Raw genomic sequence first — 23,017 nt, 5'->3', positions numbered from 1 at the left:
TTTTTATATTTATTTGACAATTATAATAAAATTACGTATAGTTAAATTTAAAGTGAATATTTTCTTATCCAGAGAGGTGGAGGGACTGGCCCGATGAAACCCAGCAACCGCGATGCAGGTGCTAATTCCAGCAGAACATTTTTGTTCTGGGAGATAAGACGAAGATATACGTAACTTCTTCTTATCGGAGAGGTTTTTTTGTTGCAAAAAAACCGATTACGAAAACATAATAATAAGAAGAAAGGGGTTGCGAAGTACTGTGACACTCGAAAAATACGTAAAACTGCGTAGTACAGTTTATGAATATATGATAGAGCAAGATAAGCCAATATCATTGTTAGATATTCAAGAACATATCGTTTCGCATCATGAAGGAAAATTCACTAAAAAAATGTTACATCAATTTTATTTATCAAGACTATTAGATGAACTCAAACTGGATGGGAAAATTACTTTAGCTGATGATGAATATCGCTATGCTGAAAAAGGGGTATTTTATAAAGCGGGAAAAGGGAGCTAGGCTCTCTTTTTTTGAAGTATGTAAAGTAAAAGACTGCTGAAGCAGCCTGATACAAGGGAATGGTGTTGAGTGTGTAGTGTCAAAGATTGAATGTGCCTGAAAGAGGCACTTCATATCGGCTGCAAATGAAAAGAGACACCTCCGCCGAATAGGTGTCAGTCGTTTTGTCACGTAGACTCGCTACTTGACAGTTATTAGAATAACATGCAGGATTTTGGAAGTCAAAAGGGAATTAGAGGAAGAGGTATTGTGATGTATGCGTACTTATTAAAAGATATAATGAAATGGATTCCAAAGTACATTATAGATAGAGGATATGAATATTATGAAGAGGGACATGTAGAAGATGTTGAAGTACATGATAATAAAGTATTTGCTTTTGTGACTGGTAATGCAGGAAATTATGAAGTAGTTATTGATCTTGAAGATTTTGCAGAAAGTAGCTGCGAGTGTCCGTACGAAAATTATTGTAAACATATGGCGGCGGTTGTGTATGATATTCAAGGTGCTGGTGAGAGTACGGTTAAAGAGAAACTGAACGGTTTAGAAAAAGAAGAGTTACTAACAGTATTAAATCGTTTGTTACAAAGTTCGAAAAATGTGCGAATTGTAGAGAAGATGTTAAAGAAGGGGAAAGATTAACTAAAGAGGGAGTTGTTTTGTAGTGAACGTACTAATTATATATGCTCATCCTAATCCTTCAAGCTTAAACGGGGCAATTTTAGAGCATGTGCAAAAAGGACTTGGGGAAACAAATCATTCTGTTACGCTACTTGATTTACATAAAGAACAATTTGATCCAGTGCTTGTATTTAATGAAGAGAAGAAAAGACGTGATTTACTAAATGAAGAAGAGACGAAGCAATATAGAGAATTAGTGAAAGCGGCGGATATTCTTCTTTTCATATATCCGATATGGTGGTGGGGCATGCCTGCTATTTTAAAAGGATTTATCGATCGTATTTTTGTAGCTGGATTTGCTTATAAATATGAGGGGTCATTACCAAAAGGGTTATTGAAAGGAAAGAAGGCGTGGGTTATTAATACGTTAGACTCACCGTTATGGTATGTGGCCCTATTATATCGATCAGCGGATTGGATTATGATGAAACGAGGGGTTTTACGTTTTTGTGGTATTCGCGATATAAAACGGTCAGTTTTTCAATCTGTGAAAACGAGTAAACTAGAGAAGCGTGAAAAATGGCTATTACAAATAGAAGAAAAGGCTCGTACATTATGAATGAAATAGATCGTATTATAAAGTGTTGCAATTGTGATGACGAACTTTTGCGTACGTATATTAATTGTTTAGTCCAATTGAAGAAATACAGCGAAACGTTTCAACAAATTCAAATACAATTAAGAAATGATTATTTAATAAGAGGGATTTGTGAAAGAGAAGTTGATGAGGTAATAAAGGGAAGTAAAGAATATGAAACATATTTTCTTCCTAAAGTATTGCAGTGGAATTTCCTTAAGAACAATCCTCATATGATTGAAAAAGTGTGTGAAGATTTGTTTACATATGAAGCATTAAATCATGCAGAGGTAGAGTGGAGGAAGGTAATAAGCTGTATAGATAATAAATAAGAAACATAGACTAATGATAAATCCTGCATATAGTAAGTTAACAACACAAAATCCCATAATATCACGAGCGCCTAAACCAGCTATCGCTAATGCCGGTAATGCCCAGAAAGGTTGAATTAAATTTGTCCAAGCATCGCCCCATGCAATTGCCATCGCTGTTTTCGCAGCAGGTACACCAAGTTCAGCGCCAGCTGGAATCATAATGGGTGCTTGCACTGCCCATTGACCGCCTCCAGATGGAACGAAAATATTTACAATGCCAGCACTTAAAAATGTAAAGAGCGGGAATGTAGTTTCATTTGAAATGCTAATAAAGAAAGTAGAAATAGCTCCTCCGAGCGACAGACCTTCACTATTTACTCCAATCATCATCCCCATAATTCCAGCATAGAACGGAAACTGAAGTAAAATACCTGAAGCACTCTTAGTTGAGTCAGAGAAAGCGCGGATATATTGAATCGGAGTACGGTGGAAAATAAGACCGGCAATCAATAACATAAAAATAACGATATCAAGTGTAAGGTTAAAGCCTTTCGTACTAAAATAGTTAAAAATATAAATAAGACCTAATAATCCAATGCAAAGTGTAATAATCATACTATTTTCCATTTTTTCAGCGAATGTTTTTTGCTCTACTTCTTGAGCGGCAGCCTCTTCATGGAACACGCTAGGGTCTACAGTAATTGTATGCTTTTCATCTGGATGCATTGCTCGGTTAATAAGAGGCATCGTAACGAGAAAGATAAGAACTGGAACGAGAGCGTATGGTGGGAATAACGTTTCTGTTATTGGAATCGCTTCTTTAATACTTCCAGCGGTCGTTTTGATTAACGTTTCGCCGCCTGTTGCTAACGTAAGAGGGATAGAAGCAGAAAGGCCTGCATGCCAAATGAGAAATCCAGAGTAGGAAGAAGCAATTGCCAACCTATAATCTAATCCTTCTAACTGTCTTGCCACTTCTTTTGCATATAAAACAGATACAACAATACCAAATCCCCAGTTTATGTACGCTCCTAGTAAACTTACGATTGAAATTGCAATAATACCTTGTCCATTCGTTTTCGGTAGTTTCGCTGCTTTTGTTAATCCCTTTTTAATAAGAGGAGCGTTTGCTAATGCAGATCCTGTCACGAGTACAAGAGCCATTTGCATAGAAAAGGCGAGAAGTCCCCAAATGCCATTGCCCCAATGCGTAATCATTTCTACCGGTGTTTGGTGCGTTGCAAACATGCCGAAGAAGATAACGAAAACAGTTAATCAGCATGATAAAATAAACGGTTCTGGTAAGAAACGCTGCACAAGGGCAACACATCCATTTGTAAATGAACGAAACAAAATAGGTCAACCTCCTTATGTATGTGTATTACAATATTCGAGGTTGTTTGAGTAATATCCTTTAATATAATGAAAAATCAGATTTCTAAGACTGTTGTCGTAATGTATAGATAGATTGATATTTTATGTCGAAATGTTATTTCATTTTGAACTGAAATATTTCAAAGAGGGGTAGTACCTATGCGAATCAACTTAAGCAAAGCAAATAGCCCAAAACGTTAAAATTATAGTTTGTGTATATAAATCGAAATAGTGTAAAAATATGTATTTTTGTTTATATCTCTGTTAATTAGATTTGACGAAAACAGAAATTGATAAGAATGCTCTATATACAAGGGAAAGAGGTGGGCATAGACGAATATGTTCATCAAATGACAGTTTACCCCGTATTAACGGGCAGTAAAACTCCCACCTCGAAATTCGGCGAATGCTAGGAAGTTAGGTGGGAGATAACTGCCCGTAAACGCCCGATTGGTTCAACTAATAATCAGTGGGGGATGGACAAAACCCCCACTGATTAAAGTTTCACTGTATGTAAGATCCAGATTATTGAAGAAGGATATTAGCTATTTTTAACGAACTCTGAATTACAAACAAACTTTATCAAAAGTGGTGAGATAATATAGAGAATAAAACAAATTTCTTTTTGGATATTAAAATGGAAAAATGTATAGTTAGCAAGCTTCGGAGTGCCGGTTGTGTTTTCGCAGAAGATGAGACCCGGTTACTTATTTCAGAGGCACTAACTCCAGAGGACCTTATGAAAATGGTAGAAATGCGAGTCAACGGTTTACCTCTGGAATACGTTGTTGGATACACGGAGTTTTGTGGTCTACGAATAGAAGTGGATCGAGGCGTTTTTGTACCGCGTAAACGTACCGAGTTCCTTGTTCATCAAACAGAGGCTCTGTCACGTTCTAGCGATATCATTGTTGATCTATGTTGTGGATCAGGTGCTGTGGGCGCAGCACTGGCAGCAGCTTTGGGACGAGTTGAATTGTATTCTGTTGACATTGACCCTATCGCAGTACAATGCGCTAGCCGCAATGTAACGAATTTTGGCGGTCATGCTTTTGAAGGTGACTTGTATAAAGCTCTACCCCACTCACTTAAGGGCCATGTAAATATCCTAGTTGCGAACGTACCTTACGTTCCTACCGAAATAATAAAGTTTCTCCCCCGGGAGGCACGCCTACATGAACCAAATGTGACGCTTGACGGAGGTGAGGATGGTCTTAACATTCTGCGAAGAGTGGCAGAAGAAGCATTAATCTGTGGTTAGCTTTGGATGGCCATCTTTTGATAGAGACAAGCGAAGTTCAGGCACCCCAGGCCTTTGAAATCTTTGCTGGTGCTGGGCTTAGCACGAAAGTCGCTAGAAACAAGGAACTGGACGCTACTGTCATTATCGGTTCTAATTCTAGCTTTTAGAGTACTACTAGTGTTACGTACGTTTCAAATGGTATGACAATCCAAAGAGAATATAGTGTTTACTGATAGGTGGTAATAGATCAATGAAAAAAGAATGTGGAATAATCATATTGGTTTTGTTTTTTATTTTGAGTGCTTGTTCTAGTAAAAATAATAGTACTTTTAAATACGAAGATGTTGAAAATGGAATAGTGTATGAATTAATTTCTAAAAATCTTAATATGAACACTGAAATATCTTATCAAATAAAAATGACTAATAATACCGATTATGTTATTGCGCAAAATAATGTTATGTTTTCATTTCCTAAATCATCTACAAAATCTGGACAAACAACCAATCCATTTAAAGTGTTGGCTAAAGGTAATAAGTTAAATATTAAACCTGGGGATAGTGTTGTTTTAGAAGTATCATTTTCTCCTGATTTTTATTCTGAATTTAAGAATACAGAAGTATCTAAAGCAAATCTGTATATAACAGGTTATATCGATAAATTAGCTGATGAAAATCATTTTGATTTTATTAAAAGTATTAATTTAGATTGAAAAAGTGCACCTCCGATTGTTAGACTGTGTCTAATAAACGAAGGTGCACTTCAAAGGAATCAACTTTTTTTATTGAACTAAAGCACCTGTTAGCTTAATAGCGAATGATTACAACGGGCTATTTCTCCCAAAGTTCGATCAATCGACCTTCAGGATCTTTAATCCAAATAAACTTTCCAAATTCACTAATCTCTTCTTTCTTTTCAAGAGGTACACCAATTTGTTCAAGATGCTGAATAGTCTCGTTTAGATTATGTACTTGGAAATTTAACATCACTTGTTGTTCTGTAGGAAAATAACTGTCATTCTCGGCAAAGAAAGAAAAGATAGTCTCAGTTCCTAATTCGGGTTTAATCACAGTCCCATTCCAATTTTCTATTTCAATCTTCAACACTTCACTGTACCATTTTTTTATAACATCAAGATTCTTAGTTCTCCAAAATATTCCTCCGAAACCTTTTATCATCGTATCTAACTCCTGTCTGTCTTTTAATTTTTAATGTGACATAGTATGTATTTAATATATCAAAACAAAAGAGTAATAGTAAGGAAAATCAGCAACTTATGAACAGTAAAAAATCATAATTGCTGGTGTAGCATTTACTACATTAACGATACCGACATCATTCTTCGCAGAACTTGGGAAACAAAAGCAAGATACAATTGAAATCTGAGCTAAAGGGTATAGCAATACTGACTCGTTTGAGGATAACTCTTCAACTTATAGTTCGCCTAAATAATCCTTGCAATAGTAAGGGGAAAATAGGGGACCTGGAAAAATGAATAAAGCAATGAGAAAAGCCCACACATGAAGTAAAAGCAATGTGCGGGCTTTTAAGTATAGTATTAAGAAGTTTCGCTAATTTTAGTCTCTGTATGAGTGTTAGTAGCAATTCTTTTCTTTATCTTAAAGTGATAGTAGGTGTAGCAAAAGATGATAAATGGTACAGTGCAATAGATTCCTAGTCTTTGACTTGGGATAAAGATAAGACTTATTAATATAATGCCATACAATCCAAAACCAAGAATTGGTACAAGTGGATAAAGTGGAGTTTTAAATTTTAAGTCTTCTAATTTTCCACCTTCGGCTAAATAATGTTTACGGAAAAAGAATTGAGAAACACAAATTGACATCCAAACAATAATTGTAATGACTCCAGAAATTGAAATCAGCCATAAGTAAACCGTTTCAGCAGCTACAACGCTTGTCAAAAGAGAAAAAGCAGAAATAGCTATCGTCAAGAGTAAAGCGTTTAGAGGTATCCCTCGTGATGATAATTTCTTTAAAAAGGCTGGAGCCATATCATTTTTTGATAATGACCAAAGCATTCGAGTTGCGGCGTACAGTCCTGAGTTTGCGACAGAAAGAACAGCAGTAAGAATAACAAAGTTCATAATATCAGCTGCATATGGAATACCTATATTATCAAATACAGCAACAAACGGACTCTTTGTTAATCCTGCCTCTTCCCAAGGAATTAAAGCCACGAGAACAAAGATTGCTAAGACGAAGAAAAACATCGTGCGCCATATTATATTTCTAATAGAACGAGGTAAAGTCTTTGCTGGATCTTCACTTTCACCAGCTGCGATTCCAACAAGTTCTGTACCTTGGAAGGAATAATTGACTGTAACCATTGTTAATAAGATAGCGGCAAGTCCATTTGGGAATAAACCACCATGATTTACGAAATTTGAAAGAAGCGGAGCGGGTTCGTTTCCTTTTAAATCAATAAAACCGAACATAGCGGCGCCGCCAAGAATAATGAAAGCGATAATGGCAGATACTTTTATACTTGAAAACCAAAATTCTGTTTCTGCATAACTACGAGCGGATAATGCGTTAATAGTGAATATTGTAACACCAAATATTAAACACCAAACCCAGACAGGAATATCAGGAAACCATCGCTGCATTGTAATACCAGCAGTTGTAAATTCAAGACCAGTCGTATTCGCCCAGCTTAGCCAATACAACCATCCGATGGTAAATCCAGTTGCGGGATTGATGAACCTAGTGGCATATTCCTGGAAGGAACCTGAAACTGGCATTGCTACAGCAAGCTCACCAAGACATAGCATAACGAGATACATTAATAATCCACCGGCCATAAAGGCAAGTACGGATCCACCAGGTCCAGCTTGACTTATAATAAAACCAGATCCGTTAAATAACCCCGTTCCAATCACACCACCGAGTGCAATCATGAATAAATGTCTACCTTTCATCGTGCGCTTTAATTCATTGTTTGTATTGTTTACTTGCGTCATTGTTTTCCTCACTTTCATAATTGGTAGTATGAAGATTGATGTTTTTCCGTATTATGGAATGTATTCCGTGATGTGAAATCTTGTTCTAATTTTCAGATAATTAAAAAGAAAAGTCAATATTTTTTTGTTTACGTTTTCATTTTTTTGATAGTGTTATATCTCTATTTTTGGAAAATTAAATAAATTAATTGATTTCAGTTTGAATTTTTGTTAAATTGATAGTTAATTAGGCTAAACATACTACAAGTAAAGTTGAGGCGAGTTATGGTACAGTCCATTGATCGAGCGATAGGTATTATTAAGTTACTGAATTCTACAAATGAAAAAGAGTATTGGGCTATTTCTGATATAGCTGATAGAACACATCTCCCGGTTAGTACAGTACATAGGTTACTGAACTCTTTGATGGAGCATGGGTTAGTTACGCAAATTTCAGAAACAAAACAGTACAAGATTGGGCCAATGTGGATGGAAATAGGATTACGTCAATTGGAGAAGGTAGACTACAGATCCGTTGCAAGAGAAGTAATGAAGCGTTTGGCCTCTGAAGTTGAAGAAAGTGTTTATTTGAACATTCCAAATGGAACACATTCTATTATCATTGAAAGAATTGATAGCCCTTTAAAAATTCGAGTTATCGATAACTTAGGGGAACAGATTCCACTTTCAATTGGCGCCGCAAATAAAACGATGCTTGCCAATATGAACACGAATGAAATGGAACACATTGTAGAACATTTACTTTCTTCTTTACCAGAACAAAAGCAAATTCTTTTCGATCAAATAAAGCAAATAAGAAATGAAGGATATGCTGTGAGTTATGGTGAAAAAACAGAAGGGACAGCTTCAGTAGCTGCACCTATTATCGGATTTAATCATAAAGTAGTAGGAGCATTAAGTGTTGGGTTAATTAGTCATCGCATTAAGGATGATCGACTATCTTTTCTTATTAGTAAGGTAAAACAAGCAGCTCATGAAATATCAATAAAAATCGGCAGTACATCAGAATTATAATTTTGATAGCTGTCGTCATTTTTTATTCATATATTGGAATTGATTTTCATAATGCGGAAAAATAGGGGGATTTATATGTCAAAGTGGCAATCAAAAGAACAATTAGTGCAATTATTAAGCAATCTTGTTGAAATTCCTAGTATTACAGGTTCAGAAGCTGAAGTTATATTACCAGACTTTGTTGTAGGACAATTATCAGACTTACAGTATTTCAAACAAAATCCGCATCATTTGCAAAAAAATCCGACCGGGGATGGAAGATATTTTGTTACAGCGCTAGTAAAGAAAAGTGATAGTACGAAAAATACCGTAATTCTTGTTAGTCACTTTGATGTTGTAGATGTACAAGATTACGGAGTGTGGAAAGAAGATGCATTTAACCCTAAAAAGTTAACATCTATGTTTTATTCTCATAAAGATGAGCTACCAGATCACGTACGTGAAGATATAGAACAAGGAGATTGGCTATTTGGTAGAGGAACAATGGATATGAAATGTGGTCTAGCTTTACAAATGGCAATGGTTGAGCAAGCTTGTGAAGGAAGATTTGATGGGAATGTTCTTTTATTAGCTGTTCCAGATGAAGAAGTGAACTCTGTAGGGATGAGGGCTGCTGTTCCGAGATTATTAGACTTAGCAAGAGAACATGACTTAGAGTATAAAACGGTTCTAAATTCAGAGCCTATGTTTTCAAGGCATCCTGGTGACCAAAATAAGTATATTTATACTGGTTCTATTGGTAAGGTGTTACCTGGTTTCCTTTGCTATGGAAAAGAGACACATGTAGGCGAACCTTTTGCAGGATTAAATGGGAGTTATATGGCTGCATTATTAACAGCAGAATTAGAGTTGAATACGGACCTTTGTGATATTGTAGATGGTGAAGCGAGTCCACCACCAACTAACTTGCTTCAAAGAGACTTAAAGGAGGATTATTCTGTACAAATTCCTCATCGTGCTGTCACATTATTTAACTTGTTTTTACTAGAAAAAACGATGACAGATGTAGTTTCATTATTACGTCAAAAAGTAACGAAAGTAGCAGAGAAAATCGAAGAATCGTATGAGGAGCGAGCGTATCATTTTTCTAAGCATAATCCGTTCATACCGCCTAATCTCAAAGTAAATGTATTAACGTATGAAGAGCTTATCACTTATGCAATTGAACAACATGGAAGAGAAAAAATAGATGAAATTCAATCTAATATTATAAAAAATAGAGAAGATAAAGATGATCGTGCGGTAACCATTGATTTAGTAGACAAATTATCTATCTTATGTAAAGAAAAGGCTCCGATGATTGTACTTTTCTTTGCGCCGCCATACTATCCAGCTGTGAGTTCACGCAACAATCCTTTAATTAAAGAGGTAGTTGTAGAAATGGAAAAGTATGCCCACTATAATCATAGCATTACATTTGAAAATCAAAATTATTTTGGAGGAATTTCAGACTTGAGCTATGTGGGCTTACAAAACCCATTGGACTCAATGAGTTCTCTTGTAGACAATATGCCATTATGGGATAAAGGTTATTCAATTCCACTTCAGGAATTAGAAGAGTTTGACGTTCCAGTATTAAATATGGGGCCGGTAGGAAAAGATGCACATCAATGGACGGAGCGTCTGGACGTAAATTACGCATTTGAAACGTTATTAGATATGTTACCTATATGTATTGAAAAATTACTTGTTTCTAATAAAGTTACACAGTCATAGTGTTTGCATAAGAGAGAGAAAAGGACCGTAGTGATACGGTCTTTTTTGCTTAATGAATAGTGTGTAACCTTAGATTTATGAAAATGTGACGGTACCTCATTTATTAATGTTACTTGATAAGTAGAGAAATGGGGGGGAATTGTGATGTAAGAATTTTCTTGTCCTCTTTTTTATATTAATTATTGAACATAAAAAGCTTTAGGACTTTGCAGAGCTTTTTCTACCTCTTCTTGTGTGAGAATAGGATTAGGAATTGCTGGTACTATCGGAAGCATTAGATCATTTTCTTCGTTACTATGACCTGTAGGATCATTTGGACAACAAGGTGCTGTGCTTTCTATATTGTTTCCTACCATTCTAGCAAATAATGCATGTCCGATTTCATGAGCAAGTAACAAATGATCTGCTTCATCAGTGACAACAATATTAGCTTGAAAATCAGTTATTTCACCATTCTGAACAATCGGTACATACGAAGTGCACCCAGTGTTTTCTCCATCTGCTAATCTATTTCCTCCGACAAAAAATAATCCAATCCATTCGTTAACTCCTTGAGTATATGGGAGTAAATTATTTAAAGTATCTGGATTAAAACAGTCAATTTTATCTGCGGAATACTCTTCATTGATATAGGTAAATCAATAGTTTTGAGCTCCTATAAACATTTGAGCAAGTCTATCATTACTACTATTAGCACTTGGGGCAACAAATATATTTAAGCCTACATAATATGCCATTTACTGATCTCCTTAAAATAGATTCGCAATAAACTATTTAAAGAGAGTAGATATGGCTTGTACACTTTTTGTAACGGTATTTGCTGAGTTTTTGTATAATATAATCATGTGAAGTTAACATAACTTATTGTATCAATAGTATATATTTGCGTAGAATATCCATTTTAAGGTTTTGAAGTACCCCCCTAAATGAAAATTTTATTTCTCTAAAGTTAGTTACTTAGTGAAGTCTGCTCATTTTTTCGTATTAGGGAAGAAGGTACTTTTTAACTTGATGGGTATGGGGTGGAACCCCTTTTAGCAAAACCGGAGTGGGAATGATGAGTATAAATAGTTTTGTGGGATTGATAAAGGACGAATTATTAAAAGAGGTAAGCATAAGAAGTGAGGATGAATTCGAGCCTGTAGTAGTTAAAGATATTCCTAGACTTTGGAAGTGTTTAGGGACAGGTAATTATGCCGCAGTATTTATGCACAAAGAATACAAAGATTGGGTAGTGAAAGTTTACGCGCGAGAAGGAGAAGGAATTGAAAAAGAGTCAGAAGTATACCGAAGAATCGGAAATCATCCTTCTTATTCGAAGCTTATATATAAAGGGGGAAATTTCATAGTATTGAAACGTTTAAAAGAAATTACCTTATACGATGCTATTCATAAGGGGATTAAAATTCCTAAGCAGGTAATCCTTGATATCAATGAAGCTATAGAGTATGCAAGGGAGCAAGGATTAACTCCTTGTGATGTTCACGGGAAAAATGTGATGATGGAAAACGGAAGGGGATATGTAGTCGATGTATCTGATTTCTTAAAAACAAAAGAAGATAGTAAGTGGAGAGACCTAGAAAAGGCATATTTTACATTTTACTTGCCTTTCATTTATAAATTGCCTTTCCCTGTTAAAATACCGTATTTCATGTTAAACATTGTTAGACGTTCATATAGAAAATATAAGAAGCTTAAAAAGAAATTCAAATTGTAAAAGGACCACATACTTATCTTTAGGTTAGATAAGTGAACCACTAGTAAACAAAAGGACCGTACATTTTAGATATGTCTAATATGTACGGTCCTAATTTTATAACTTCATAAAGTAATTTATTTATAAAATGATTGTAACATTTGTATATAATACTGACATTATTACTATGAGAAGTAAATCTTCTTGTTTTAATAGAATATACCATTTCAGTACATTTCATTTTAAACATATTGATGTACTATAGTTCTAAACAAATCACAATAACGGATTAGAAGGGGAATAAACTATGTACACAGACTCAATTGATTATTAAAATTTTAATCTAATTTACCTTTGCATAGATGCAGGTATCAGTTAGTTTTTTACTGTCAGCTGAAAGATCTTCATTACGTAATATCCCTTCCAGCTCAAAACCTAGTTTTTCAGGGATCGTACGACTTTTAGTGTTATTAGATTCACATCGTATTTCAATCCTTCTAAATTTGAGTAACTGAAATCCAAGGTTTGTTAACTCACTTACTGCTTCTGTCATATATCCCTTGCCACTAAATTGCATGTTAATCCAGTATCCAATTTCACATTTAGAAATCTTCCAATTAATTCCGTGAAGGCTAGCAGTTCCAATAAAATCATTAGTATCCTTATGATAGATAAGATAGCGAAAGCTTTCTCTTTTCAAAAAATCTATATGGGCATTTTTCAGGATAATTTCCGTTTCTTCAACAGTAGGAATTGACTGGAATAAAAGCAACCATTGTTTTAACTCATTAATTGAATCCTTAATAGCTTGGTATACTACATTCCCGTCACCAGCTTGAAGTGGTGCTCGAAGAATTAGTCTGTCTGTTTCTATCTGTAACGGAACATCTAATAAAATAGGATCCATATAATTTCTCCTCTCAAAAACTTTAAATTATGACATAATAAAAAAACTTTCACCCCAAGGAAATAATTCTTGAGGACGAGAGTGTACCACCTCAGTTTGTTGATATGTCACCATATCAACCTCTTCGGTTACATTACTATAATAAATAAATTAAAAAATACCCTAGCTCACTAACAGGAGATCCTGTCACAGCATCACTATAAGTTATTATAGAACCGTACGAAGCTCCTAGTCTTTCTTCATTAAGAACTTGATATGCAGCAATACAGTAAAGCCTATCTCCCATAAAGGGACCTCCTAAAAATTAGTAAACAATAAATATATATTCAATTAATCACTTAGAAATCCCTTTTCACATATTGAAAACTAAACTGCCAGTTGGTACAAAAAAATGGCTACCGAAGCAGCCTTAGGTTGTTCAAATAATGCATTCGTTAGTTGAATAAGGAATTATTATTTTTCATTTATCGGCTTCTAATTTTTGTCTTTTGTATAATGGGGTAGCGTCACATCGCCATCAAGTTAAGAAAAGCAAATACCCCAAAACGAAAAAATGAGCTTTTTTGTTACAAGTTAGTACAAAATTTCGTTCTGGGGGTACTATAAAATTTTAGCTTGATGGCATGGGGCTAATTCGTGTTTTTCGGCTCTCGAATGAAACAACTTAAAAAATCCTTGCTACATTTCATATGCAGCAAGGATTTTATTTTTCTTAGCGTGTTTTTTTTCCGAAATGCTGGTGATACCCTATGCCCGCCCATCAACCTAATCAGAATAACTTTCCCCAAAACGAAAAAAATGGGCTAAGTTCTCATAAATAACCGTAGAGATATCAAATTTTCGTTTTGGGGAACATTTAATTTCTTAAGTTGATAGCGATGTGGTGGGGCCCCATTATGGTCTTAATTCAAAATTGATTTTAATAATATGTTCTTGCCTACACACCAAGCGACCATCTATTTTTCTTTACATAATCTCCAGATACAGTCCATATCAACTATAGATTCTTGTCTTATGCTAAATGTAATCAAAAAGCAAGTAGATAAAGATAATGACTAAAACATTAACTCTAGATACTTTTTTGATGAATATTACAAATAAACAGGAGGTAATGAAAGATGTTTAAAACATTATTAGCAGGAACAATTTTAAGTACAGGATTATTAGCGGGTGGTGCAGTAGGTGCAGATGATGCGAAAATGGACAATTTAAAATCAAATGAAGATAGTTCAAATCAAGTAATTACACAGAGTGCAGATGGAACAACGTCTTTCTCACAAAACTTTGATGCACCTAAAGATGCAGTGCCAGCAACTCCCAAAGGAGATGTAAAAACTGTTGAAAGAACAGAAGGTACAGGTTCTCAAGAAGGAAAAATGGTACCAACAAAAGAAGGAAATTAAATACTATATAGTTATAACGAAGAGCATCCAAAAAGTGGTGCTCTTTTTATATTATAGGGATCAACTGGTTTTACTCAATATAGAACTGTAGAGGGAATTCAAGCTAGAATATGGGTTACTGTCTCTTCAAATTATGGTGTTTGAAGCACTAGTTTTGGTGGTAACGTTACAACATAAACATTTTATTAGAGATTTTTTAAATTTACATACACTCTAGATAGACTACATACCAACTTCAGATACTTGTTTTATGATACAAGTAATCAAACAAAAGGAGGGCAATACAAAATGATTAAAACAGTATTAACAGGGCACTCTTTTAAGTACAGGAGATTATTAACAGGTGGAGAAAATGTTGAAGATGTACAGACAGATAAACATATTCCATATGAACAAAATGAATTGCAGCAAACTCTAGAAAAGTACGATTCGAAGAAATTTGAGTTATAAAAAGAAAATAGATAAATTGACAAGAGAAAAGCACTTTGTGTATATCACAGGTGCTTTTTATTTTCATTTTGATATAGGGCTTGAATTAAATTTTTACACTAAAATATATACGGCAAAAAGGGGGGGAGTTCATTGCACAAAGTTATTTATGGAATATTAATTTTAATTTATACTTTGTATTCATTTTTTGTAAGTGATGGAAGTGAAGTAAGGTTTATTATGGTGTTAACTATAGTACTTATCTTTTCTGTGGTTTTAGAAAAAGGAAATGCAAACAAAACGACTGATTAAAGGTCTTTTTGTTTGCATTTTTTAGTTGGCTATTAAAGTCCAGATGTTTTAGGGATAGCACTAAATCGCCATCAAGCTTAAAGAACGACTTATCGCCAAACAATAAATACGAGCAACATGCACAAAATTTTCGTTCTGGGGGTGTTTACTTTTCTTATTTATTCTATTTAACAAAAGCACCTTTTTGTTTGAATGTATTATTTCACAAATTCCCCGTCATAGAAATAACTTTATTATGATTTACAGTTTACAATGACTGAAATTCATATTAATAAAGACCTCCATTTACGATTCGAACTTTGCATATGAATTGCTAATCAAGTAATAAATCGGACTTAAATACGATTACAGCATTTCCTGCAATTCTTACTTCCTCTGGTTCCTGATTACAAATTTTCACTTGAACATCAATGATACCCGCCCGTTTTATAGCTTCGCCCTGCACTGCTTTAAAACTAAATAAAGTATTATCATGTTTGACAAGTCTATGATGTATCAAGTATGCGCCTAAAGGACCGTTCGCATTACCTGTAACAGGGTCTTCGTTAATACCAATTGCAGGAGCAAACATTCTTCCATGAATTAAAATATCAGAGTCGGGAGCATTCATCGTAAACACATAGAAACCATTGCAATTAATTAATCCACTGACTTTTGTGAGTAAATCCATATTAGGGTTTAATTGGTTAAGAAGTTCCGAATTTTTAATTCCAATCATCACCTTAGAATGCCCGGTTGAAACGATTTGTACTGGACAATCTTCTAATAAATCATTTTCACTAATATTGAAAGCTGTAAATATATTCTCTAAAGCTACACCTTCAATCACAGTTTCAAAACTTATACTACCCTGCGTCATAATAATTTTGTAATCATTATCTTCATTAATCACATCGACTGGTAAAATGCCGGCACCAGTTTTATGATAAACTTTAACTGTATTTAAACTATTTTCAACTGCACGAGCATAGTGGGCAGCAATCGTCGCATGTCCACAGATAGGGACCTCATGAGTAGGCGTAAAAAAACGAATATGTACATCAGATTCGCTATTGTCTGATTTAAAGATAAATGCCGTTTCCGAATTGTTAAGCTCTCTAGCAATCCTCTGCATCTCACCCGAGGATAAACCATCTGCATTTGTTATTACACCAGCCGGATTACCTGATAATTTTTTCTTCGTAAATGAATCAATTTGATATAATCGGTACTTTCTTTCCATGTCATTTTCCACCTTTAATATATTTAATTTTTGGTCCTTTATACTATCTTTAATTCTTATTATATTAAAGTTCCCCCGTTGCTTCTATAAGGAGCTTGATAGAAATGTGGCGATACCCCATCGCTATCAAGCTAATAAAAAGAAATGCCCCTAAAATGAAAAAATGCGCTATTCTTTCTGTAGAATCATAGGAAAGGATGGCGTTTTTGGTTCTGGTGCAAAAAATCTCTTAAACTTGGACATACTGATATTACTACTCTACAAAAGGTGTGTGATCAGTATGGAAAAGGAGAATTTGTTCAAATGGAAGTATTATCAGCCTGAACTAATCTTATTAACAGTAAGGTGGTACCTACGGTACAATTTGAGCTTTCGTAACCTGGTGGAAATGATGGAGGAAAGAGGATTATCAATTGCTCACACAACGATTATGCGCTGGGTTCATCAATATGGACCTCAATTAGAAGAGAAAGTACGACATCATCTTAAGTCAACAAATGACTCTTGGAGAGTCGATGAAACATATATCAAAGTAAAAGGGCAATGGATGTATTTATATCGTGCAGTCGATTCAGAAGGGGATACAATTGATTTTTATCTAAGTCAATCAAGAGATAAACAAGCAGCCAAGCGCTTTTTCGTACGTTTCTAAACCTCGCGTGATAACAGTAGATAAGAATCCTGCCTATCCTGTAGCGATTCAAGAGTTGAAAGAAGAGAAACATATGCCTGAAGGTATACAACTAAGGCAAGTTAGATATCTCAATAATATAGTGGAACAGGATCATCGTTTTATTAAGAAACGCGTGCGTTCTATGTTGGGATTCAAGTCAATGAGATGACTATGGACGAAGACCTGATCCATTGGGAGTACATACTCAGTAATGTAGAGGCGGTACGAGTACCTCTTGGGTTTTGCTTGGCTTCTAAAAAAGAAGGTTGCCCATATGTGGTGACGCCCTGCTTGACTTGTCCAAACTTCTGCACAACTCCTGATAATCTGCTTAACTTTGAAAAAGAAATTCAGCGTGTCGAAGAGCATATCAAGATGACACAAAACTACCCAATCTACAATGAGAAGACCAAGGAACAACTAGATAATCTCATCAAGATTAGAGATCAACTTGCCGAAGGGAAGTCTCATCGAGGAGATGGCGCAAAGAAAATCCTATTTGATGCTCAAATCACTAAAGAAAAAGGTGTATTACAATGAAACATAAACGATCTACAGACGCCATTGTGGCCCTAGCTAAGATGAAGAGCGAAGAAACGGCTCAACAGGTTGAGCAGGCAATCAAACAGTTGATTAAAAAAAATGAGCGTATTAACTTCAACTCCGTTTCGGTGGAATCAGGGGTTTCTAAGTCTTACTTATATAACCATCCCAATTTTCGAAGTCGAATTGAAATGCTTCGTAAACAATGGCAACAGTCACCTGGAGCTGTAAAACGCCAAATGAGCGATGAGAGTAAGGATGCAATGATTCAATTATTACGTGAGCGCATTAAGGAACTGGAGGGTGAAAATAAGCGATTGAAAGGAGAAAATAAACGACTATATGGTAAAATATATGAAAAGGTTTAATACGTTGCCCGTTAAATAAATGCAACAGAAAAGCTGGCTTGTTTTTCTTTGATCTTCAAGAATCGGGCCATTTAACTGAAAAAGAATTAAACAAAGGAGACAGGATGAATACAAAATTAATTTTGATCGAAGGTTTACCCGGATCAGGAAAAACAACTATTGCAAAACTTGTACACGAGCTTTTGAAAAAACAAGGGTTGGATGCTCAACTCTTTTTAGAAGGCAATTTAGATCACCCTGCTGATTATGATAGTGTCGCTTTTTTTGATAAAAACGAATATAGAAGACTTCTAGAAGAATACCCTGAGTACCAAAAAATGCTAAAAAATAACGTGGTGATGAAAGGAAACGGATATTTTATTCCGTATGTTAAAATCAAGGAAAAATATGGGGAACAAATACCTCATCAGCTATTCAATGAAATTTGCACTCGTGATATTTATGAACTTTCATTTGAAAAAAATACAGAACTCATAACGGAAAGTTGGAAGGACTTTGGTGAAAAGGCACTTCATGAAGATTCACCTTATGTATTTGAATGTTGTTTTATGCAAAACCCATTGACTATCGGATTGGTCAAATATAATAGATCGATGGAAGAGGTTTCAGGCTACGTTTTAGGGTTAGCCGAGAATATAAAAAGTTTAAATCCGTTATTAATATATGTGGATCAAAACAACCTTGAAACATCCTTTAAAAAAGCTTTAGATGAACGGCCAAAAGCATGGTCGGAGGGGTTTATCGAATATTATACTGAACAAGGTTACGGGGAAAGCCACAAATTATATGGAGTAGATGGAACTATTAAGGTGTTAGAGGCTATGAAGTTGCTCGAAAAAGAAATCTACGACAATCTTGATATGAAGAAAATTTGGCTTGATAATTCCCAATTCAATCTAGGCAAGACCAAGGAAATATTAAAAGATGAACTAGAAGATATTTTTAAATAATGTTTAACAAACGGGCGCAATCCTTGAAAAAGGATAAGCGCTTATTTTATACTCTGATCCCCGTTACTAAAATAGAAAAGACAGGGAGAATTTTTTATTGATAATATATCGTCATTTGCGATATAATCGTATTATACAATTAATGTAGGAGCGTGGTTTAATGATTCAAAATATAAATAATTACTTTTCCGATATTTACTTCAATTTACATCCTAAGCAAGAGGAAGCCATTTCACATCAAAGTGTTCGTATTTTACAAACGGTTCAGAAAAAGCAATATGTTATGATTCGTGACATTGCTGAGCAATTATCAATTTCACACAATACAGCTTCGGAACATGTAAAAAAATTAGTGGGTAATGGATGGTTGTATAAAGAAAGGTCGGAAGAAGACCAACGTAAGGTGTATCTACATTTAACAGAAATAGGTTCCGCAATATTAAAGAAGAATACAGAGTTAGATGAAAATAAACTGCAAGCTGCACTTACCAGGTTATCGGCTAATGAAAGGGAAATGGTAGTTGAAGCATTTCGTATTTTAAGTGAGGTATCAAAATGAATGTATTTGCTAATAAAAATTATAAGTTCAGCTGCCATTATTGGCATCGTAACAGAATTGGCTAGGCGATTCCCTGTATATGGAGGCATTGTAGCTGCTCTTCCTTTAATCAGCATCCTAAGTATTATTTGGCTAACAATTCAAGGAGAATCTACTCAAAACATCAACAAATTTACACTTGGCGTTTTAGTAGGATTTCCTGCAACAGCGATAATGCTGTTTGTGATCTATATCGCATTAAAGCAATCTGTTCATTTAGTTCTAGCGATTTCACTAGGAATAGTTGCTTGGGGATTATTTTTAATAGGCCAAAAGTTTATGATGGGAGCATTTATTTCGTAAAAAGGTGATTATACTGGGGGGCGCTACTATTCCGTAATCGGGTGCATTTGCCGAACAAAGGCAATCGCACTAATTTTATCAAAGGCTTTATTCATACGGAGGATATTTTTAAAAGTTCCTCCCAAGTTCTTTTGCTTTTTTTCGATATCGTGCCATAAAAACAAATTGTTTTCCCGTAATTTCTTTAAAACAACAAATGTTTTAATAACTTCATATTACAACAATTGTTGTTTTAACTCGAGTAGAACTTAAGGTGAAGAGTGCGATTGTTGAACAACATAAACTAAACTGGCTTTCTACTTTGTGTTCATATAACCAAAGTAGGAGGCCTTATTTATTCTATATTTTCTTCATTTTAGTCTTGATTTGTTTTTACCCAATTTAGGTTTCATCCAGATGCCAAGAGAGTTGCGCAGATTTGTTTTTCTTTTTCCAAATCTGATAAATAAGATTACCATATTCATGAACCCATCGCATGATAGTTGTAGGGTGTACGGAAATCCCACGTTCTTTCAAAATCTCAGATACATCCCGATAGTTTAAAGAAAAACGATAGTAGTAGCCAGCGGCTACCAAAATAAAATCTTTCTTGAACTGTTTCCCATTAAAATATTGCATGTATGATTCTCCTCGTTCCTTTTTCTAGAGTGTACCCTAGTTAGAAAACTTTGCAATAGAACCCATACGATACTAGCTGTAATCATTAATGTATTCAACTTTGTACCAATTTTACTGTTTTTTAGAGCTGACATTAAACCGCATTTTATTAAATCTTTATATTAAGTTATAAATCTTATGACGAAAAATAACAAATAACGACATGTTTTTTAAAAATGTTGTTATTTGTTGCTTATTTATCTTTTATTTGTTGTTTATTTGTCTATTATTTGTTGTTTATTTGTTGTTTATTTGTTGTTTTTTGTCATGGAGAAATATGTAATTATGCATATCTAAATAAAGGGGATCGATATGCAGAGTGTGATTAAATTATATTAAAAAAAATTTAAATTATATTAGCTATTTTTTATATAGTTAAAATAACTCCTTTTTAACTAAGCATATCAAGTTGTAACTGCTATAATTACTTAAATTATATTAAAAAATTATTTTATAAGTATAACATTTTCAGTCACATTAATACTCGATAGTCGAATTATTGAATATAATCGACAAAATTCTACTATTTACGTATTAAAAAATTGATGTTTTAATAAAGGTGCAATTGGTATGACCACTCGAGGGGGAGAAGATTGCAATAATAAATGTTCACTAAAGTTGCAAGTAATATTATGTCGAAATTAATTATCGTAATATTCGTTCATTTCCAAAAGGGTCTAGAATCTCAAAAGTATCACATTTGAAAAAGTGTTTTAAGTTTCTACATAGCAGAAATGATTTTATTCCGTAATAAAAGTATAAGCAATGTACAGTATAATTTCATCTTTTGTAATCTTGTAGGGCCTTGCCGACAAAACTAGGAGAGATATTATGAACTTATTATCAAAAAGGTCATGGCAGGGTTAGCTTTAGGAACAATGAGTTTATCTATCTGGGCTCCTGTAAGTCAAGCAGCAACTCCAGAGAAAAATCAATATTATACTATTCATTTGACAGCTAATTCAAATATAGGTGATGAACTTTTATTGTTTACTTGTGAAAAACATAGTATTTAAATGAGGGGGAAGTAAGGTCCTTACATTCTATAAAAAGTAAATAATAACGAGGGTTTAACACTCTCTATCCGAAAGAATTCTCCTTCCTCAAGTATGTGCAAGAAAAGAGCCTAGCGTTAGGTCGTTCAAGATGTATGTATAAGATTATAAACAGACAATAGTGAAGAGGTGTACGGAATGAAAAATAAAATAATTAAAGGTTTTTTAATAACATCAATAGTAACTGGGGCGACTATTCCTATCAATACTCTCGCAATGCCAATCGTTCAGGCAGAAACGCAACAAGAGAATACGGATATTTCCTCATCCTTACGAAAATTAGGTGCACAATCTAAATTAATCCAAACATATATTGATCAAGCTTTAATGAGTCCTAATGTACAGCTTGAGGAAGTCCCAGCTTTAAATACAAATCAATTCCTAATCAAGCAAGATATGAAGGAATGGTCATCAGAACTTTATCCACATTTAATTCTATTAAATTCAAAAAGTAAAGGGTTTGTAACTAAATTTAATAGCTATTATCCAACATTAAAAGCGTTTGTAGACAATAAAGAAGATAAAGAAGGTTTTGTGGATAGACTTGAAGTTCTTCAAGAAATGGCTATGACGAACCAAGACAATGTACAACGTCAGATTAATGAATTAACAGATCTTAAATTACAGCTTGATAAAAAACTTAAAGATCTCGATACTGATGTGACAAAAGCACAGGATGTACTAAGTTCAGATGGAACAGGGAAAATAGACCAGCTAAAAAATGAATTACTAAATACAAAAAAAGCAATTCAAAATGATTTACAACAAATAGCATTAGTACCAGGAGCTTTAAATGAACAAGGATTTGTTATTTTCAAAGAAGTCTATAGTCTTTCAAAAGAAATCATTGAACCGGCTGCACAAGCAGGGTTGGCAGCGTATAACAAAGGAAAAGAAATTAATAACTCTATTTTAGAAGCAGAGACAAAAGCAGCGCAAGAAGCGAAAGAAAAGGGTAAAACTGCTCTAGAGATTGAATCGGCAAAAAAAGCAGCTCGTGAAGCAATTGAGAAAAGCAAGCAAGGTGAAATAGCTGCAGCTGCAGCCGCAAAAACGCAAGAGTATGACTTGATGAAAGCTATTGACACTGAAAAAATTAAGAAAACATATGGTGCCTTCGCTGAAGTAAATAAACTAACAGCAGAACAGCGAGCACATTTAGATGATTTAGAGAAACAAAACCAAAAATTATATGATTTAACAACGAAACTATCAATAGCAGATTTACAAAAATCAATGCTTCTTCTTATGCAAAATGATTTGCATACGTTTGCAAATCAAGTAGATGTAGAACTTGATCTAATGAAACGCTATAAAGAAGATTTGAATCTAATAAAAAATAGTATTACAAATTTATCTACTAATGTTGATACTACTAACCAGGAGTCTCAAAAAGATACATTAAGAAGATTAAAAAATATGACAAGTTATCTTGAAGAACAGGTTTATAAATTTTAATATTAGGAATTTATAAAAAGT

23 protein-coding genes, 5 pseudogenes and 1 riboswitch are annotated in these 23,017 nt (G+C 34.3%); of the genes and pseudogenes, 20 read left to right on the top strand and 8 right to left on the bottom strand.

The genetic code is table 11. The features are described 5' to 3' along the window. The first annotated feature begins 61 nt into the window (after positions 1-61). Positions 62-160, top strand: a riboswitch (SAM riboswitch). A 99-nt stretch (positions 161-259) separates the two neighbouring features. The 4 genes from MHI07_RS15175 to MHI07_RS15160 all read left to right on the top strand — a co-directional run bounded on the left by MHI07_RS15175 (position 260) and on the right by MHI07_RS15160 (position 2,110). Beyond that, on the top strand, positions 260-520 hold the full coding sequence (locus MHI07_RS15175; RefSeq protein WP_012261278.1) for a hypothetical protein: 261 nt from the start codon (positions 260-262) through the stop codon (positions 518-520). Between the two features lie 252 nt (positions 521-772). Next, on the top strand, positions 773-1,162 hold the full coding sequence (locus MHI07_RS15170; protein ID WP_078174477.1) for an SWIM zinc finger family protein: 390 nt from the start codon (positions 773-775) through the stop codon (positions 1,160-1,162). 22 nt (positions 1,163-1,184) lie between these two features. Continuing rightward, the gene (locus MHI07_RS15165; RefSeq protein WP_340824819.1) at positions 1,185-1,760 is read left to right on the top strand and encodes an NAD(P)H-dependent oxidoreductase; all 576 of its coding nucleotides are present in this window, start codon (positions 1,185-1,187) and stop codon (positions 1,758-1,760) included. Next, a complete protein-coding gene (locus MHI07_RS15160; RefSeq protein ID WP_340824817.1) occupies positions 1,757-2,110 on the top strand; it encodes a group-specific protein in 354 nt (117 codons plus the stop codon). Before MHI07_RS15165 ends, MHI07_RS15160 begins: the two co-directional genes overlap by 4 nt. Here the strand turns inward: MHI07_RS15160 and MHI07_RS15155 are convergent. Beyond that, positions 2,054-3,445, bottom strand: a pseudogene (locus MHI07_RS15155) (short-chain fatty acid transporter). The gene MHI07_RS15160 and the pseudogene MHI07_RS15155 overlap by 57 nt on opposite strands. 658 nt (positions 3,446-4,103) lie before the next feature. Between MHI07_RS15155 and MHI07_RS15150 the strand changes: the two are divergent. Together MHI07_RS15150 and MHI07_RS15145 are read left to right on the top strand one after the other, a co-directional pair. Further along, positions 4,104-4,876: pseudogene (locus tag MHI07_RS15150) on the top strand (putative protein N(5)-glutamine methyltransferase). An 83-nt stretch (positions 4,877-4,959) separates the two neighbouring features. Continuing rightward, positions 4,960-5,421, top strand: coding sequence for a hypothetical protein (locus MHI07_RS15145; RefSeq protein WP_070170422.1), 462 nt, complete (start codon positions 4,960-4,962; stop codon positions 5,419-5,421). 118 nt (positions 5,422-5,539) lie between these two features. Here the strand turns inward: MHI07_RS15145 and MHI07_RS15140 are convergent, their stop codons facing one another. Both MHI07_RS15140 and MHI07_RS15135 read right to left on the bottom strand, forming a co-directional pair. Beyond that, a complete protein-coding gene (locus MHI07_RS15140; protein WP_002033235.1) occupies positions 5,540-5,887 on the bottom strand; it encodes a VOC family protein in 348 nt (115 codons plus the stop codon). A 380-nt stretch (positions 5,888-6,267) separates the two neighbouring features. Then, the gene (locus MHI07_RS15135) at positions 6,268-7,692 is read right to left on the bottom strand and encodes an amino acid permease (protein ID WP_340824812.1); all 1,425 of its coding nucleotides are present in this window, start codon (positions 7,690-7,692) and stop codon (positions 6,268-6,270) included. A 264-nt stretch (positions 7,693-7,956) separates the two neighbouring features. Between MHI07_RS15135 and MHI07_RS15130 the strand changes: the two genes are divergently transcribed. Together MHI07_RS15130 and MHI07_RS15125 are read left to right on the top strand one after the other, a co-directional pair. Continuing rightward, positions 7,957-8,706, top strand: a complete 750-nt coding sequence (locus tag MHI07_RS15130; protein WP_340824810.1) for an IclR family transcriptional regulator — start codon at positions 7,957-7,959, stop codon at positions 8,704-8,706. Positions 8,707-8,781: 75 nt separating this feature from the next. Continuing rightward, complete coding sequence (locus MHI07_RS15125; RefSeq protein WP_070139695.1) at positions 8,782-10,422, top strand: M20/M25/M40 family metallo-hydrolase; 1,641 nt, start codon at positions 8,782-8,784, stop codon at positions 10,420-10,422. A gap of 179 nt (positions 10,423-10,601) precedes the next feature. Here the strand turns inward: MHI07_RS15125 and MHI07_RS15120 are convergent, their stop codons facing one another. Next, positions 10,602-10,820 carry a hypothetical protein gene (locus MHI07_RS15120; RefSeq protein ID WP_016105459.1) on the bottom strand — a complete coding sequence of 73 codons (219 nt, stop codon included), beginning with the start codon at positions 10,818-10,820 and terminating at the stop codon, positions 10,602-10,604. Between the two features lie 659 nt (positions 10,821-11,479). On the opposite strand from MHI07_RS15120, the gene MHI07_RS15115 reads away from it, so the two are divergent. Continuing rightward, on the top strand, positions 11,480-12,139 hold the full coding sequence (locus MHI07_RS15115) for a serine/threonine protein kinase (RefSeq protein WP_033716704.1): 660 nt from the start codon (positions 11,480-11,482) through the stop codon (positions 12,137-12,139). Positions 12,140-12,461: 322 nt separating this feature from the next. Here the strand turns inward: MHI07_RS15115 and MHI07_RS15110 are convergent, their stop codons facing one another. Beyond that, on the bottom strand, positions 12,462-13,025 hold the full coding sequence (locus MHI07_RS15110) for a GNAT family N-acetyltransferase (RefSeq protein WP_340824807.1): 564 nt from the start codon (positions 13,023-13,025) through the stop codon (positions 12,462-12,464). A 136-nt stretch (positions 13,026-13,161) separates the two neighbouring features. After that, positions 13,162-13,311 carry a hypothetical protein gene (locus MHI07_RS15105; protein ID WP_215571844.1) on the bottom strand — a complete coding sequence of 50 codons (150 nt, stop codon included), beginning with the start codon at positions 13,309-13,311 and terminating at the stop codon, positions 13,162-13,164. Positions 13,312-14,143: 832 nt separating this feature from the next. Between MHI07_RS15105 and MHI07_RS15100 the strand changes: the two are divergent. From MHI07_RS15100 to MHI07_RS15090, 3 genes and pseudogenes are all read left to right on the top strand, one after another. After that, positions 14,144-14,422 (top strand): annotated as a pseudogene (locus tag MHI07_RS15100) (alpha-ketoglutarate permease); the annotation flags it as partial. 294 nt (positions 14,423-14,716) lie between these two features. Next, a complete protein-coding gene (locus tag MHI07_RS15095; RefSeq protein ID WP_171903091.1) occupies positions 14,717-14,878 on the top strand; it encodes a hypothetical protein in 162 nt (53 codons plus the stop codon). A gap of 132 nt (positions 14,879-15,010) precedes the next feature. Continuing rightward, the gene (locus tag MHI07_RS15090; RefSeq protein WP_002087303.1) at positions 15,011-15,169 is read left to right on the top strand and encodes a hypothetical protein; all 159 of its coding nucleotides are present in this window, start codon (positions 15,011-15,013) and stop codon (positions 15,167-15,169) included. Positions 15,170-15,482: 313 nt separating this feature from the next. Here MHI07_RS15090 and MHI07_RS15085 read toward each other — a convergent pair whose 3' ends face one another. Next, positions 15,483-16,391 (bottom strand): PhzF family isomerase, encoded by a 909-nt coding sequence (locus MHI07_RS15085; protein WP_002161204.1) that lies wholly within the window; start codon positions 16,389-16,391, stop codon positions 15,483-15,485. A gap of 280 nt (positions 16,392-16,671) precedes the next feature. On the opposite strand from MHI07_RS15085, the pseudogene MHI07_RS15080 reads away from it, so the two are divergent. From MHI07_RS15080 to MHI07_RS15055, 6 genes and pseudogenes are all read left to right on the top strand, one after another. Continuing rightward, positions 16,672-17,224, top strand: a pseudogene (locus tag MHI07_RS15080) (IS6 family transposase); the annotation flags it as partial. Between the two features lie 5 nt (positions 17,225-17,229). Beyond that, the gene (locus MHI07_RS15075) at positions 17,230-17,604 is read left to right on the top strand and encodes a hypothetical protein (RefSeq protein WP_340824803.1); all 375 of its coding nucleotides are present in this window, start codon (positions 17,230-17,232) and stop codon (positions 17,602-17,604) included. Beyond that, entirely contained in the window at positions 17,601-17,975 is a 375-nt protein-coding gene (locus tag MHI07_RS15070) for a DUF6262 family protein (RefSeq protein WP_078181423.1), read from the top strand. The genes MHI07_RS15075 and MHI07_RS15070 overlap by 4 nt, the downstream gene beginning before the upstream one ends. A 104-nt stretch (positions 17,976-18,079) precedes the next feature. Further along, positions 18,080-18,925, top strand: coding sequence for a hypothetical protein (locus tag MHI07_RS15065; RefSeq protein ID WP_078181424.1), 846 nt, complete (start codon positions 18,080-18,082; stop codon positions 18,923-18,925). A 160-nt stretch (positions 18,926-19,085) separates the two neighbouring features. After that, on the top strand, positions 19,086-19,484 hold the full coding sequence (locus MHI07_RS15060; RefSeq protein WP_002199889.1) for a MarR family winged helix-turn-helix transcriptional regulator: 399 nt from the start codon (positions 19,086-19,088) through the stop codon (positions 19,482-19,484). Next, positions 19,485-19,826, top strand: coding sequence for a DUF3147 family protein (locus MHI07_RS15055; RefSeq protein WP_215557217.1), 342 nt, complete (start codon positions 19,485-19,487; stop codon positions 19,824-19,826). Between the two features lie 384 nt (positions 19,827-20,210). Here MHI07_RS15055 and MHI07_RS15050 read toward each other — a convergent pair. Further along, positions 20,211-20,444 (bottom strand): annotated as a pseudogene (locus MHI07_RS15050) (IS6 family transposase); the annotation flags it as partial. Between the two features lie 893 nt (positions 20,445-21,337). Between MHI07_RS15050 and MHI07_RS15045 the strand changes: the two are divergent. After that, entirely contained in the window at positions 21,338-21,499 is a 162-nt protein-coding gene (locus MHI07_RS15045; protein ID WP_154214316.1) for a hypothetical protein, read from the top strand. 177 nt (positions 21,500-21,676) lie between these two features. Continuing rightward, positions 21,677-22,996, top strand: coding sequence for a hemolysin BL lytic component L2 (gene hblC, locus MHI07_RS15040; RefSeq protein ID WP_215579049.1), 1,320 nt, complete (start codon positions 21,677-21,679; stop codon positions 22,994-22,996). Positions 22,997-23,017 lie beyond the last annotated feature (21 nt).

Origin of the sequence: Bacillus sp. FSL H8-0545, assembly GCF_038006105.1 — a bacterium.
Classification (GTDB): domain Bacteria; phylum Bacillota; class Bacilli; order Bacillales; family Bacillaceae_G; genus Bacillus_A; species Bacillus_A cereus_U.
The sequence above is the reverse complement of the archived record's forward strand: the minus strand, read 5'-3'. Positions and strand labels throughout refer to the sequence as shown.

Coding starts and splice junctions, on each gene's coding strand:
- MHI07_RS15170 (WP_078174477.1), top strand. CDS start 773: ATGTATGCGTACTTATTAAAAGATATAATGAAATGGATTCCAAAGTAC.
- MHI07_RS15160 (WP_340824817.1), top strand. CDS start 1,757: ATGAATGAAATAGATCGTATTATAAAGTGTTGCAATTGTGATGACGAA.
- MHI07_RS15145 (WP_070170422.1), top strand. CDS start 4,960: ATGAAAAAAGAATGTGGAATAATCATATTGGTTTTGTTTTTTATTTTG.
- MHI07_RS15140 (WP_002033235.1), bottom strand. CDS start 5,887: ATGATAAAAGGTTTCGGAGGAATATTTTGGAGAACTAAGAATCTTGAT.
- MHI07_RS15135 (WP_340824812.1), bottom strand. CDS start 7,692: ATGACGCAAGTAAACAATACAAACAATGAATTAAAGCGCACGATGAAA.
- MHI07_RS15130 (WP_340824810.1), top strand. CDS start 7,957: ATGGTACAGTCCATTGATCGAGCGATAGGTATTATTAAGTTACTGAAT.
- MHI07_RS15125 (WP_070139695.1), top strand. CDS start 8,782: ATGTCAAAGTGGCAATCAAAAGAACAATTAGTGCAATTATTAAGCAAT.
- MHI07_RS15115 (WP_033716704.1), top strand. CDS start 11,480: ATGAGTATAAATAGTTTTGTGGGATTGATAAAGGACGAATTATTAAAA.
- MHI07_RS15110 (WP_340824807.1), bottom strand. CDS start 13,025: ATGGATCCTATTTTATTAGATGTTCCGTTACAGATAGAAACAGACAGA.
- MHI07_RS15105 (WP_215571844.1), bottom strand. CDS start 13,311: ATGGGAGATAGGCTTTACTGTATTGCTGCATATCAAGTTCTTAATGAA.
- MHI07_RS15095 (WP_171903091.1), top strand. CDS start 14,717: ATGATTAAAACAGTATTAACAGGGCACTCTTTTAAGTACAGGAGATTA.
- MHI07_RS15085 (WP_002161204.1), bottom strand. CDS start 16,391: ATGGAAAGAAAGTACCGATTATATCAAATTGATTCATTTACGAAGAAA.
- MHI07_RS15075 (WP_340824803.1), top strand. CDS start 17,230: ATGACTATGGACGAAGACCTGATCCATTGGGAGTACATACTCAGTAAT.
- MHI07_RS15070 (WP_078181423.1), top strand. CDS start 17,601: ATGAAACATAAACGATCTACAGACGCCATTGTGGCCCTAGCTAAGATG.
- MHI07_RS15065 (WP_078181424.1), top strand. CDS start 18,080: ATGAATACAAAATTAATTTTGATCGAAGGTTTACCCGGATCAGGAAAA.
- MHI07_RS15060 (WP_002199889.1), top strand. CDS start 19,086: ATGATTCAAAATATAAATAATTACTTTTCCGATATTTACTTCAATTTA.
- MHI07_RS15055 (WP_215557217.1), top strand. CDS start 19,485: ATGTATTTGCTAATAAAAATTATAAGTTCAGCTGCCATTATTGGCATC.
- MHI07_RS15045 (WP_154214316.1), top strand. CDS start 21,338: ATGGCAGGGTTAGCTTTAGGAACAATGAGTTTATCTATCTGGGCTCCT.
- hblC (WP_215579049.1), top strand. CDS start 21,677: ATGAAAAATAAAATAATTAAAGGTTTTTTAATAACATCAATAGTAACT.